This is a genomic window from Njordella aestuarii, from assembly GCF_056494165.1.
Genome location: NZ_CM151397.1, coordinates 5086624 through 5100335, shown reverse-complemented (window position 1 = coordinate 5100335; position 13712 = coordinate 5086624). Strand labels below are relative to the sequence as shown.

The 13712-nt window shown below is 50.0% G+C and carries 8 protein-coding genes; all 8 read right to left on the bottom strand.

The genetic code is table 11. The features are described from left to right. Nucleotides 1–17 precede the first annotated feature (17 nt). Nucleotides 18–1409: a hypothetical protein gene (locus tag SH451x_RS20070; RefSeq protein ID WP_479358869.1), complete on the bottom strand. Its 1392-nt coding sequence runs from the start codon at nucleotides 1407–1409 to the stop codon at nucleotides 18–20. Between the two features lie 2 nt (nucleotides 1410–1411). Further along, nucleotides 1412–1987, bottom strand: coding sequence for a DUF1579 family protein (locus tag SH451x_RS20065; protein WP_479358868.1), 576 nt, complete (start codon nucleotides 1985–1987; stop codon nucleotides 1412–1414). Nucleotides 1988–2433: 446 nt separating this feature from the next. Next, on the bottom strand, nucleotides 2434–4695 hold the full coding sequence (locus SH451x_RS20060) for an ATP-binding protein (RefSeq protein ID WP_479358867.1): 2262 nt from the start codon (nucleotides 4693–4695) through the stop codon (nucleotides 2434–2436). Further along, a complete protein-coding gene (locus SH451x_RS20055; RefSeq protein ID WP_479358866.1) occupies nucleotides 4692–6197 on the bottom strand; it encodes a sigma-54-dependent transcriptional regulator in 1506 nt (501 codons plus the stop codon). Before SH451x_RS20055 ends, SH451x_RS20060 begins: the two co-directional genes overlap by 4 nt. Nucleotides 6198–6356: 159 nt before the next feature. Then, a complete protein-coding gene (locus SH451x_RS20050) occupies nucleotides 6357–8009 on the bottom strand; it encodes a sulfite reductase subunit alpha (protein WP_479358865.1) in 1653 nt (550 codons plus the stop codon). Nucleotides 8010–8021: 12 nt separating this feature from the next. Further along, nucleotides 8022–9854, bottom strand: a complete 1833-nt coding sequence (locus tag SH451x_RS20045) for a NirA family protein (protein WP_479358864.1) — start codon at nucleotides 9852–9854, stop codon at nucleotides 8022–8024. Next, complete coding sequence (locus tag SH451x_RS20040; RefSeq protein ID WP_479358863.1) at nucleotides 9851–12055, bottom strand: molybdopterin oxidoreductase family protein; 2205 nt, start codon at nucleotides 12053–12055, stop codon at nucleotides 9851–9853. The genes SH451x_RS20045 and SH451x_RS20040 overlap by 4 nt, the downstream gene beginning before the upstream one ends. After that, nucleotides 12052–13701 (bottom strand): DmsC/YnfH family molybdoenzyme membrane anchor subunit, encoded by a 1650-nt coding sequence (locus SH451x_RS20035; protein ID WP_479358861.1) that lies wholly within the window; start codon nucleotides 13699–13701, stop codon nucleotides 12052–12054. The genes SH451x_RS20040 and SH451x_RS20035 overlap by 4 nt, the downstream gene beginning before the upstream one ends. Nucleotides 13702–13712 lie beyond the last annotated feature (11 nt).

Genomic DNA, 13712 nt, shown 5'->3' with positions numbered 1-13712 from the left:
GGTGTAGTCGTAAAGATTTAGTCTGCTGTGGTCTCTGCAGGAGCGTTTAAACGCACGAGCAATACAGGCACTGACATATCCGCTCCATAATGAAGCAATCCTGGTGCTTCGTCTTGCGTAAGATTTTGAACACCAGTTTCAAATACGACCGCACTATTCTTGCCATCTGCGAATCCAACGGCGACTCTTTGAGTTTGTTTATCGACGGTTCCCTTGAGAGGACGCGAAACTTCGGTCGCTTCGTTGCAATATGTCCCAGCCACGACGCCTTGCTTGTTTACTGCAAGCTCAATCATTGTTTGCGAGTCATCAACGCCCTCTTGCGTCAGAGCAAAAACACCGAGCGGCATCCATTCGCCATCATCTAATTTCTCAGGTGCTGCAGCTACAAGTGCTGTAGCCTGAGCGGCGTACTCTGCGGGCGTTCCAACGGGTTGTTCGTTGACATAGACGATGTTGTTTTCGTAGTAAACGTTTCCGCCCGTTCCATACGCGTAATACACTGGGGTCGCGTTTGCCCACGTCGCACCAATGAATGTCCCAAGTGTCACGTAGGCAATTGGACGCCAACCGTAGTACGGCCCTAGAGTGGTCCAACCGACGTAATAGGGGTATCCACCGACAACCCCATAGCGGTAACGACCATTGCTATAGATATCAGAAAACCGATCGCCGGCTTGATCACGAATAGTGTTGCCAACGTTGTGGACATTGTTCACCCACGTATCTCGGTCCTTGGTAAAATCGAGCGAATTACCGATGTTCACATTACCTACATTGATATTATTCGAATCACCGATGCGATTGCCGATTTTCGAGACGCTATCCTTTTCGATGTTAGGCTTTAGCACGTTCGGTCTATTGTCCGGTTTTTGATTTGGCAAACGATCGGCTATAGGTCCAGACGCCCCCGATCCAATAGGTCTGTTGTCGATACCTAAGAAATCATTCAACTGTCCAGAAGATGGCCCCGCGCCTGAACGATTGATGTTTGGCACGTTTGGACGCGTTACACCGCCCGGCTGAATCCCATCTGGCCGAACATTCTTGATTTGCTGACCAGCTCCAGCGCTAGCGTTGGGAAGCTTAGGAGACTCAACGCTCGGCCTGTGAAAATGGCCGTTAGAATTTGCCCCTCCTCTGCCAGAGCCAGGATTTGACAACTCAGGCGTACGTGTTCGGCTAAGATTTCCGGCGCCTACGCTACCAGCAACTTTGCCAGTGTTCGTTGGACGACTGACGCTGAAACCCGAATTCGCTGGCCTTTGAAAATTTGCGGACGTGTGTCCGCCGCTTCGTCCCCCGCCACGACCGCCTCTAACTTGCCCAATGGCGTCGTTCAAACAGGATATCGATATGACGATGCTGAAGGCAGCAACACGAGTGGAGAAGTGAATGTATCGATTCATAATCATTGTTCTCCCGTTCTGTTTTCAACTACCGAATTACGCGTAAAAACGATCTCTTCGACGTCAGGTTGGAGTTCTCCATCGATCTCTCTTTGCAAAGATTTCCAACTGAACTGATCGTCGTCGATGAATGTTACAACGTTTATCATCGAAGCTTTACCACCATCTGCGAACGTGTATTTCGAACGTAAGGTGTATCGATTGCCATTCTGAGTCCACGTTTCTTCGCCAAAACCACCCTGCGAATCATAGGTCCAAGAACGGACTTTTTCCTGGGCAGGGTCCCAACCAATAATCTGCATGCCCGAAGTAGGACCCTGGGTAGAGTTTGTCGCAGTAAAAGTCCTGATCAGAAAAGCGTCGTTTTTAGCGAAATGGCAATGCAATTCGATCTGGCCATCTGTTTGCTGGGCCGTCCAATCACCGAGCAGCCAATCGAGAGTTCTTACCGGGCTCTCGGATGTTGTGTTATCATTCGAAGCAACCTTTTCCGCTTGAGCTTGAGCAGTGGAAAAAGACCGAATTAACAGCGGACAAAGTAAAATCGCCACGATGAGAAGTGCGACTCGAAAACGCATGCCTATGCTCCAACTTATAAAAGCCATGTGGCAAACCGCCAGAGTGGCGATGATAGCATACTCATGAGCGGTTAACATTGAGTCCGCTTGAAATAATTCCAACTTTGCGAAAACTTCCGATTCAATGTCTCTTAGACATCTTAACGAACAGAATTTCCATTGTTTGTTCGACCGTAACAGGCGACGAGCTAGGGGGTTACATTAGTATTGGTCAAACCGATCGAAGGAATTTGGCATTTCCCGCCTGCGATGATACGACGCGACGAGAAATTTCGATCAAGGCGACTTGTACTGAGACTGGTCAAGACTGTGAAATGGCGCAGAGGCTCAGTACGAATAACAAAATCAATTCGAATTCGCATGCAACTCGAATCGCGATCGATCGAAGCAAATCCCCCTACTCCGTTCGCGGGTTCGGCAACTAGGAATTGGCAACCTGAGCACAACTAAGCGTTAAACGCTGTGGCAAGCTGTGTGCCTGCTTCCCGTAGCTTGCCGATGCCGAGATCAATTGCGGACTGGTTCTGCTGTACCGCGTCGTCTTCAAGCTTGGCTGCAAGTTCTGCAAGAACTTTTAGATTGATGTTCGCAGCGCTGCCGTGCAATCGGTGCGAAACCAATCGAATCGTGCGGAAGTCTCGCTCTCGGTTCGCTTTTTCAAGCTCCAATAGATCGTCGGGGAAATTACCAACAAAAACTGCATAGAGTTTGGATTTCAGGACGTCGAACTCGCCGGAATTCTCTCGTGCGCAAACACTATAGCCATTTTTCAATGTTGTCCTGTCAGTAACATTGGTTTGTAACGTTTCGCACAGCTCTTCAAAGGTGACTGGTTTATGCAACACGCCGTCGATCTTCAGGTGGGCGTCCAACGATTCGAGCTGAGTGTTAATGTCGGCCGTAACAAGAAAAGTATTGGCTATGGCAATAGCGTCTCGCTGCAACTCACGGATAAAATCGATTCCGTCTCCATCGGTCATCTGTCGGTCAAGTAAAAGAATCTCTGGTTTGAACGATCGAATTGCCTTCCGTGCTTTCGCAAGCGAACTCGCAGAACAAACATCAAAACGGAGCTTTTTCAAAAAAGCTCTCAACAACAATCGATTTGTGCGGGAATCATCGACAATCAGTACTCGACGGCCAGGCGTTGAATCATTCCTGCGCGTTGCGACCGTCGGCGGCAGATTCTCGGACTGGCTGATCTCATCGCTAGTCGTACATTGGATTGTAAAGCGAAAAGTACTTCCTTCGCCTGGCTTGCTTTGTAAACTAATGGTTCCGTTCATCAGTCGAACGAGTTCCGCACTGATCGGAAGTCCAAGGCCTAAGCCTTCACCGAACATCTGCACGTGTGACTCTTGGTCGATTCGAACAAAACTCTCAAATATTCTCGTTTGATCCGTCAATGCGATTCCGCAACCGGTATCCGAGACTTCGAAAGTGATTTGTATTGAATCGTTCAGATTAAAAGGCGAATCTAGGTCTGAGTTGGTTCGAATAGATCCCTTGGCCAATGTCTGCGATGCGTCGATAAACACACTGCAAACAATTTGACCGGAGTTCGTGTAGCGAATTGCGTTTTGAATTAAGTTCGCGAGAACCTGCTTCAATCGATCTCCGTCAGCGACAATGAACTTCGGCAAGTTTTTCGCAAGAAGACAGCGTACCGATAGATTCTTTTGCGATGCCACCGTGTTCATCAGTGTCGCGACTGACCTCACCAGCGGTCTCAGGTTGACAGCGGTGGGCGCAAGCTGAATCTCCTTGCGTGCTTCGATGGAAGCAACGTCAAGTAGATCGCTGACAAGCCTTTCTAACGATTGCGAGGCGTCTTGCGCAAGTAGAAGTTTGGTTCGCTGGCTATTTGTCAGTTTTCCCCGCAGGACCAAATCGAGCATACCAAGCAAACCATGAAGCGGTGTTCGAAGCTCGTGACTGACCTTGGTCAAGAATTCCGTCTTAGCTGAATTTGCACTTTCCGCTTGCTGTTTTGCTTCGCGCAATTGGTCGGATGTAGCACGCAGCGCATCAAAGGTCTTGCGCAGCGAGGATATCGCTGGCGAAAAAATGAAGATGCCTTCAACCAGAAGAATACTAAGAGTTGCAACCAGCAGTCCACGTTCAAAGAACCGCAAGCGGCTGATTCGGTCTCCTGCCTCGGCTTCGTATTGCGATACGATCTTGTCCATGCCCATCAGGAATCCGCGGCTATTCACCAGCAAAGCATCTAGTTCGGATTGTGAAAGGAGATCACGATCGATAGATGTGCCTGAGCGTTTGATAAACTGGGAGACCGCTTGTTCGAGTTCAACAAAGTGTGGATCAACTTCAGAGAATAGTTTCTTAATAGTCGGACTGTTATTGCCAGGCAAGCCGAGTTTTTCTGATCCGTTCTGAAGACCGCCATGGCTCTCTTTCCAAAGCAACAGTTGGGATTGAAGTTCGACAACCTGCCCTTGATAGATTAATGCGCCGGAGTCGCGATCGGCTCCATTTTGTATGACTTGAGCCAATAACGGCAACCGTTGGCTAAGCATGCGTTGGCGACCCGCGATATTTACAATGCGTGCATCGCTTTGAAGTCGCTGGATAAAGAATTGAACCGCAACTTGCCCCAAGATCGTCAAGAGACCGACCATCCCGAGTGCAATAATGTACCACTTTGTTAGTCGGCGCGTGTTGATTGCCGGAATGAAGTCGCTGGTCATGCTTGCGGCTCGTCGTCAGTGTGGGCTTCCGATTCTTCGCCCATGAATGCAGCGTCTTTATGCAGATCGTTGAAATTGGAAAGCTGAATTTTAGAGGCAACGATTTTTCTGCGCAAGCTTGTGCGGGTCATCCCTAAAATTCTGGCGGCCGCAGCCTGGTTTCCCTTCGTATGCTGTAGCACCAAACGCAAAAGTTGTTGATCTAATTTGTGAATAGCTTCGTCATACAGACGATCTGTGTTCTGCTCAACGCCTTGTTGAACAAACTGCGCTAGGTTCCAAGCGCCCGAGGCCGTTGAATGGTCATGGTTTTCCAGTTCGGTACGCTGAATCACCAAAGTTCGAGTATCTAATGCTCGATTTAGCGCATCCGTTGCAAGGACTGCACCGCGTGATTCCATCAGGACACTTTGCAAAACGCTCTTTAGCTGTGCGACATTGCCTGGCCAATCGTGGGCTCGCAATATATTCAATGCAGTCGGACTGACACGAGGTGGTCCTTGACTGTGGTGTGGCGCTGAAACATGAGCCAAGCGTTGCATAAAGTGGGCAACGAGCATCTCAAAATCTTCTTGACGCTCTCGCAATGGAGGCACGCGAATGACATAGGGGCTCAGATAGTAATATAGATCGCTTCGTAGCTGACTTCGATCGACCAATGTTTTACAAGCAACGGAGGCTGTCATGATAATTCGAACATCGACACGAAGCTTTCCGACGACAGGCTCTTGCAGGAACTTAAGAAGCTTCGACTGAGTTGCGAGCGATACACCACCGATTTCTTCGAGCAACAGCGTGCCCCCGTTGCATTCGAAAATCCGACCGCTTGGCTGAGATTCTTGTGAAGATGGGTTCCCGAATAGCTCTTCCATCAGTTCTTGATCATCGAAGTCTTCGGAACTGATCTTCAGAAACATATCATCTTTGCTTCTTGCATGCTGATGGATTGCTCTCGCGATCATCTCTTTGCCGGTTCCGACTTCGCCTTCGATGAGAACTGGCGAAGCTAGGGAAGCGAGACGGCCGATCCCCTTATAGACTTCCTGCATTGCCCGGCACTTGCCGACGAGCACATCGGTAACTGAAAAGTCAGCGGAGCTAGGACTGACAACGACAGGCGATCGCGTTAGCTTGCGGTATTCTATCGCTTCAGCAATTCGTTGCCTTAACAAAGCGAAGTCTAAGGGTTTCGAAAGGTAGTCGAATGCCCCGTGCTTGATCGCTTCAATCGCAGTTTTCGAACCTGACTGGGCGGTTACGTAGAGAATCGGTCGCAGCCTATCTTGCTGGATCAGTTCTGCGATGCGATTGATCCCATCGCCATCCGGAAGTAAGTGATCGAGCAGAATGACATCTGCTCTAGTTTGGCTAGCCATCTCCATACCGGCAGTCAGAGTTTTTGCCCAATAGAGATCGATTTGCTCCCTGTCGACAAGACCTTGGACCAAAGCGAACATGCCTGGGTCATCATCGATAATTAGTAACCGCGCGTTAGATGTCATGAGGTGATAGATTGTTAACGCGATAGGACATCGGTTGAGTGGCTTGCGATGCACATAGCGTTCAAGCGTTTTGGGAGCTGCCCACGGTTGCTGATTGTAGCCCGAAGACACCGCATTCCCATCGCAGAAATGAAAATTGAGAAATGTGAACGTAGTTGTCTAGTAAACGTCGCGAACATATCGCTTTGAAAGTGTCAGTTGTTCAATGTATTTTTTTGCCTCTTGGCGACTTCTTGAACCATGAAGTGCGACGATCTCTTGCAACGCTTTGTCGACATCCACGGCCATTCGTGATGCGTCGCCGCAGACAAAAAAGAAAGCGCCTTGCTCAAGCCAACGGAATAACTCAACTCCGTTTTCAAGCATGCGATTCTGAACGTAGACTTTTTCCGCGGTATCACGACTAAAGGCAAGATCAAGTCGCGATAATAAACCACTATGCTTCCACTGTTCTAATGTATCGCGGTATAGGAAATCGAGATCTTTCCGTTGATCGCCAAAGAACAGCCAGTTTTTGCCGCGAGCTTGATCCATTTCACGCTGCTGCAAAAAAGCCATGAAGGGCGCAATGCCCGTGCCTGGCCCAACCATAATCATCGGAGCGTTTGGATCTTTCGGTATCGTAAAGCCGTGTGAGGGATGAACAAAAACTTTCAACGACGTTCCGCTTTCAGATCGGTCGGACAGCATCGTGGAGGCGACGCCCTTCCGTTGTCGTCCGCGCATCTCCTTTTCGACCCTGCCAACAGTAAGATGGACCTGAGCAGGGAACTTTGCTTGGCTACTTGCGATGGAGTACAGACGCGGACGCAATGGTGTAAGGCTATCGACAAAGTTCTGCGCGGTAAGTGACAGGTTGCGAAACTGAGTAAGAAATTCTAAGACATCCCATTCACCGAATTCATCGGAGTCACCAAAGGATTCTAAACGTTCGAGCAAAATTGCATCGGCCGACACAGCGCCGTTGAACTTTGGTCTTTCACGAACATTATCTATCGAAGCAGTTACCAGTTCGTCCGTTATGGATCGTAGGCAGCGACCGAGTAACGCTTCAAAGACAGTCGTTTCGCGTCCTTCGATTGTTACCTTGCAACCGTGTTCCAGGTTTGCAGCCAAGAGAATCTGTTCGACTAACTTCTCACAGTTTCTTGGATAGATTCCTAAGGCGTCCCCTACTTTGTACTTGAGTTGCGATTGTGCAAGATCGATCACGACATGCCGAGTGTCTTTTGAAGACTCAAGAGCATTCAAGCGTTCGATGCAGACCAGAACAGCTTTGACTGGATTATCTCTTGTACCAGGGCTTGCAGTTGAGATAGCTTCGGTCGGATTTTTCTTCTTATCTGATACGTTCGGTTGAGCGTTCGCGGCTTCCTTCTGAATCTTCCGAATCATCTTTGCGGTTTCGCTGCCGCCTGGAGAACACAGCGTTAGATTCTTTTCCTTGCCCGCTGCGATTGCTTCTGCATAGGTCTTGCAAACATACCCGCATGAACCACAATCTAACTGAGCCATGGCGGCCATTAACCGTCGAGCCGGTGGCTGCTCACTGGCGAGCTCCATTCGCTGATCGATTGCCAGCGACGGGTCATGCCATGGCACATCCTCATTTTCTTGCTCGACTACGGTATCATCTTGATAGGCGCCCATCGGCGGGGTCAGCATCGCGGCGGCGGCTGCCAGTGACGTTGAACTCCCGCCTTGGGCATTTTGCTGATCCAGAGTACCGAAGACACCAGCGAAGAAACCATTCAGCCAAGCACGTTGTTGTGCATTGAACGGAGCAGACTCAGGAACAATTTGAACAGTCATGGTAAGTCTTTGCTAAGCGATAAAGGAATCCACGTCCACGTTTGCGATTAGCCCATCCCAGTTGGCTGTGCTGGCGAAGTCTTCAAATGATTGGTTAGGTATTCGGTCTTGGAGATATCTTTCAACGATCATGGCGACTTTCTCGGGAACGAGGTCAGCGGGCACTGCTTCGAAAACCTTGACGCCGATCTTGGGGCTGAGCCCAGTTCGTCCGCCAACCAGGATGTGATAGCCTTCCATAATTTCTTCACCAACTTCGACTTGAGTAGCAAGCAATCCAATGTCGCCAATCGCATGTTGGGCGCAACTGTGGTGGCAACCGGTTAGATGAATATTGATGGGCGAGTCGATCTCGAAACGTTCGTCGAGGTATTCGGCGATCATGAGCGCATGTTTCTTTGTATTCGCAGCCGCATACTTGCAACCAGCGCTGCCTGTGCAAGCAACCAAGCCAGCTCGAGTGCCGCTAGCTCGCCAATCAAGTTCCAAATCTTCAATGGCTTGCTTCACTGCAGCCAGATCCTCATCGCGAATGTGCGGAATCAGCAAGTTCTGCCAGACTGTTAGGCGAAGCTCTCCGGTTCCAAATCGTCGAGCAATGGCTGCCAGCCCTCGGCATTGTTGGCTAGTCATTCTGCCTACAGGCAGCACGACTCCGATATAAGACATGCCCGCTTGCTTTTGTGCATGTACATCGACGTGCGCCCAACGATCAATGTTACTGGGTTGTTGATAGTCGGCCGCACTTACTCTCTTCAAAGGTTTGTCATACTGAAGTTCAACTTCGTGAAGGAATTTTTCAAATCCCCAATCGTCAAGCAAATATTTGAGACGAGCTCTCTTTCGATCGCTGCGATCGCCATGCATGATGAAGACCCGCAAGATCGCTTCACTAACAGCGATACATTCGGAAGGACTTACAAGAACACTTGTTGGTCTCGCAAAATCGCCATGCCCGGTGATGCCTCCCAAGCCTAACAAAAAGTAGATTCCTGCGGCTAGATTCTGATTGGCGGATTCGTCAGTTACTGTGACCGCATGAAAACTGATATCGTTTGTTTCGGCCAAGGAGCTTATGCGTCCCGATCCATCGAAAGCAATATTGAACTTGCGAGGCAGTCCGTAGAGTTCTGGCTTATTGAGTATGTGATAGTGTAGACTGCGAGCAAGCGGATAAGTTTCTATCAGTTCCGTATCGTCGATGCCGCTCAAAGTGCTGCACGTGACATTGCGTATGTTATCCGCTCCCGATCCTTGCGTTACAATGCCCAAGTCTCGTAGCCCCATAAGAACATTCAACGCGTCCTTCGCTTGAATCTCGCGCAGTTGCAAATTTGCTCTGGTAGTAATGTCGGCATAACCTCCGGCGTATTCGTCGGCAATATTGGCTAGCCCCTCAAACTGGTCTGAACGAAGAAATCCGCCGGGCAGTCGCATGCGGCACATGAAGGAGTTCTGAGCTGGAGCAACATAGAACAAACCGTTGTACTTCGTCAGAAAGACATCGGTCCCTTTGGGAAATTCATTTCGATCGGCTCTATCGCCGATTTCTTGCCACATCGTGAGTCCATTCTTCTCACGTTTGGCTTTCTCTTCGGCAACAAGTTTTTTGCCGGATGCTTCGCACCGCAGTTGAGCATCCAAATGTATTTTTGGTAGATGGGTTTCGATGGAAGACTCAGGCGAGCTTGGTCCCAGTTGTATGGACGAACCACTTGCTCTTAGAATTCCAGAACCGCTTAGCACAGGGAGATTGCGAATGGTTCTGGCGACATCCGTACCAAGAACTAAACCTTGGAGAAACGCTTGTTGTTCTTGGTTAAAACCTTCGGCTGGTGCATTCATGATAATTGTATTCTCCTGAGTTGCACGGCACAGTCTTTGTAAGCTGGTTGTCGTGAAAACGAGTCGACATGTTCAAGTGTGAGTAAGTTTGTAATCGCGTAGTGCATGGGAACAAACACATGTCCACGCTGGACGGTGTTGGTAATTTGGACATCGAAGCGAGCTTGGCCGCGTCGGCTAGTTAGCTCAACTTGATCACCGGTTACAATTCCCAACTGATCTCCATCAGCAGGATTGATTTCGACGTAAGGATGTTTCGGGTAGAGTTTGCGTAGGACGGGGCTCTTAGCTGTTCTCGTTTGCGTGTGCCATTGGCTGACCGTTCCGCGACCCGTTAGCAAAACAAATGGATACGCCGAACACGGTGGCTCCGGCATGGGAGTTGGATCTTCGAAGAGGAATTTCGCTAGTTGGTTTTGATGATAGAACTTGCCGTCGGTAAACAAACGTCGTTCTTGGATTGGACCCTCTGGATGTTTTTGACTATCCTCCTCGCTCCAAGGCCACTGGATGCCTCCATTGCGGTCCAGCATTGCGTAATTGTCGATGCCACTAATGTCACACGCTTGGTTCCGTGAAGCTGCTTTCATTTTTTGGAAGACTGCTTCGGGCGAAGTCCACGTTTCGAACATAGCTCCACATCCCCATTGCTGTGCGATCAATCGGAAAATGGAGAAATCCGCCAAAGCTTGACCAGGTGCTTTCTTTACTCGTTTGATAACTCCAATTCTTCGCTCGCTGTTGATAAAGGTCCCTTCTTTCTCGCCCCATCCGGCAGCTGGCAAGACGAGATCTGCAAGACGTGCCGTCTCCGTCGAATGGTACATGTCTTGAACGACGAGAAAGTCGAGCTTTTCAAGGAGTCTTTGGGCTCGACTGCTATTGATCCATGAATGGGCCGTGTTTGTCGCCACAATCCACAAGCCCTTAATCGCTCCGGTCTCAATTCCTGTTAGGATTTGATCGTAAGCCCAACTTCCTTGGTCGGGGATTCGTTCCAGCGGAATATCAAGCACACGAGCGATTTTCTGGCGATGTTCGGGATTGGTGAACTCGTGATGCCCAAACAAATTGGTGGTGTTACTAAAGAGTCGCGAGCCCATAGCGTTGCACTGGCCAGTGATGCTGTTGGCGCCTGTACCGGGGCGCCCGATATTGCCAGTCATTAAAGCGATGTTGATGATCGCTTGTGCGGTTCGCACACCTTGGTGCGCTTGATTTACTCCCATCGTCCACCAGAACGACGCCCGCGGCGCACTCGCAATAGAGTGAGCGACACGCATCAATTGATCATTGGAAATTCCGGCTTCGGCGGCAACTCGTTCTGGTGGAAATTGAGCGACATGTTGACGGAAATTTTCGAAACCTTCAGTGCTCTCGTCAATAAACTTTTGGTCCAACGCACCGAGCTTGATCAATTGATTCGCGAGGCCATACAAGAAGCACAGATCGCTTTTGGGTTGCAACGCCACATGCTCGGTGGCCGCCATTGCCGTCTCCGTTGCTCGTGGATCAACCACAATGATGCTCGGCTGCCGCTTGTTCTGCAGGACTCGCTGCCAAAGAATCGGATGGGCTGTACAAGGGTTTGCGCCGACGAAGACTAAGCAATCTGACTCTTCGAAATCAGAATAAGTAAACGGTGGGGCATCAAAGCCAAAAGATTGCTTATAGGCGACCACTGCCGTAGCCATACACTGGCGTGTGTTGCCATCACCATGCAACATGCCCATGCCGAACTTGGCCAAAGCACCTAAAAAGGCCATCTCTTCCGTCGGGATTTGCCCTGTGCTGATGAAAGCAACAGATTCATTGCCGTGAGCATCTTGAATCGCTTTAAAGCGATCGCAAAAGTATCCGATTGCTTCTTTCCAAGGTGCCGGATGGTGTGTTCCGTCGGAATGCTTGATCAAGGGCATCGTTGCCCGATCGTCTGAATCCAGCACCCGCAGGGCTTCCCAGCCTTTAGGACATGCCATGCCAAGATTGACTGGATAATTAGTGTCTGGAGTCAAGCTGATCGCTTGGCCGTCCAACAAGTGAACTTTGAGCCCGCATCCAGTCGAACAATAGCCGCACACTGAGTTCATCGTGGAGTTAGGTAGTTTGCCTTGCGGAAGTAAACCTAAACCGAACTTCGCTGGTTCCAGCAGCAGTTTGTCGGTAAGCGGACCTTGCTTGGCCACAAAGCTAGGAATCATGTGCTCGCTCCCGGCATGCGATAAGTAACGACTGTCGAAAAATACAGAGAGCGCGAAATCAAATGCGCGGCTAGAAGTGCGAAAGTCGTTAGCACGCACGCAATCAAGCTTGGCATAACACATGCGGACAATGCCGATATCATGGCGATGCCCATCAATGACCACTGAAATCGCCAAAGCGTGCTGGCTCCGTTCCTGATCAAACGACCACTGCGTTGCGAGAACAGCAACGTATCTCGGTCTATTTTGGATCGTTGCTTCGTTGAAGGTATTGGAGAATAAGATCGATACCAATCGATGACCTTGGGTGTCATGCTGAGCGCGCTCAACACGCAAGCAATCAATAAGCCGACTCGACTATCAAGGCTCATAAACGATCGTGTCAACACCGAAATCGACAGGCCAAGGCCGATGGACGTTGCAAAGTAATCAACAAACGTTCTTGAAGCATTCCATAACGCGCGACGTGTTGCGACATAAATCATCGCAGAGCTCGCTGCCGCAATAACTCCAATCAAAGTGGTCACGAATGTCAACCATCTTGTTAAGTCCACTGGCAAGAGTGGTACTAGGCTGGAGGCGGCAGTCGCACCACCAAATGCCATAAAAACGCCGAACAGGATTGCTTCGCGGCTGAGCCAACTGGTGCGCCATCCTAAGAAAGCTCGATATGCTAGGGAAGGACGGCCAAGATGTAGCAAAGCAGCATGAACACCCACAACACCAATCGCAGTCGCGACTGTTGATAGTGAAGTTTGAGTCGTGCCCCAACCTCTCACAAGCAAGCATTGACCTGCCAAAAAAAGCCACATGCCGACGCTCGCTTGCGTTAACACCAACATGCAAACGAGAGGCCAGTGGGCATGATGAAGTACATCGTGCTGTGATTCATGGCTCTCAAGTGTATCGTCGTGCGATTTCTTCGAAAGGTAGCGGCTCGTGGGCTTCGTCCAGTGGCTTGGCGGCGACGTCGGTACCAGCTGAGTAAGCTCTATAGCGGAGTTCGCCAAAGGTTCGGTATTGACCAACGTGATTCGGATGGCTTGGTTCGGGCACGCTTGCACGCAGGCTGGAGCTTCTCCGACTGCCAAGCGTTGGCTGCACATGTCGCACTTTCGAACGATGCCCATCGATTTACTATACTGTGGCACTTCATAGGGGCACATCATCGTGCAATATTGGCAGCCAAAACATTGGTCATCCAAGTGCTTTACAATCCCAGTAGCTTCATCTTTCTCGTACGCTTTTACTGGGCAACCACTGAGGCAGCCAGGGTCGGCGCAATGATGACAAGCCGTTGTTATGTGGTGCAGTGCCGGTAGCGCGCTTTTGGTATTCGTTAGCGAGCCGACTTTTCGCCATGTTTCCTCAGATTCTAGTCCGTTCAGGTTGTGGCAGGCGACCACGCACGCCTTGCATCCGCTGCAGGTATCGAGGTTCACTTCAAAAGCATATTGTTGACCTGGTGCTGGTTCTGTCGCCGGTAGCAGCGCTTTGTAAAGCGGCTGGGATTCCTCGTGCCGTACATGCCAATCGGAGAAGGTCTCGACAGCCGACAGCTCTTGCTGATCTTGCAGCAATTGCTCAAGCAGCGACAGCGTCAACTGCGGGTTTGTGATTATCGGAAGTGCAAGCACAGAAGACATATTACTTGAGC

Excerpts from the sequence above, each read along its gene's own strand:
- SH451x_RS20035 (WP_479358861.1), bottom strand. The coding sequence starts at position 13,701 with ATGTCTTCTGTGCTTGCACTTCCGATAATCACAAACCCGCAGTTGACG.
- SH451x_RS20060 (WP_479358867.1), bottom strand. The coding sequence starts at position 4,695 with ATGACCAGCGACTTCATTCCGGCAATCAACACGCGCCGACTAACAAAG.
- SH451x_RS20045 (WP_479358864.1), bottom strand. The coding sequence starts at position 9,854 with ATGAATGCACCAGCCGAAGGTTTTAACCAAGAACAACAAGCGTTTCTC.
- SH451x_RS20050 (WP_479358865.1), bottom strand. The coding sequence starts at position 8,009 with ATGACTGTTCAAATTGTTCCTGAGTCTGCTCCGTTCAATGCACAACAA.
- SH451x_RS20040 (WP_479358863.1), bottom strand. The coding sequence starts at position 12,055 with ATGATTCCTAGCTTTGTGGCCAAGCAAGGTCCGCTTACCGACAAACTG.
- SH451x_RS20055 (WP_479358866.1), bottom strand. The coding sequence starts at position 6,197 with ATGACATCTAACGCGCGGTTACTAATTATCGATGATGACCCAGGCATG.
- SH451x_RS20070 (WP_479358869.1), bottom strand. The coding sequence starts at position 1,409 with ATGAATCGATACATTCACTTCTCCACTCGTGTTGCTGCCTTCAGCATC.
- SH451x_RS20065 (WP_479358868.1), bottom strand. The coding sequence starts at position 1,987 with ATGCGTTTTCGAGTCGCACTTCTCATCGTGGCGATTTTACTTTGTCCG.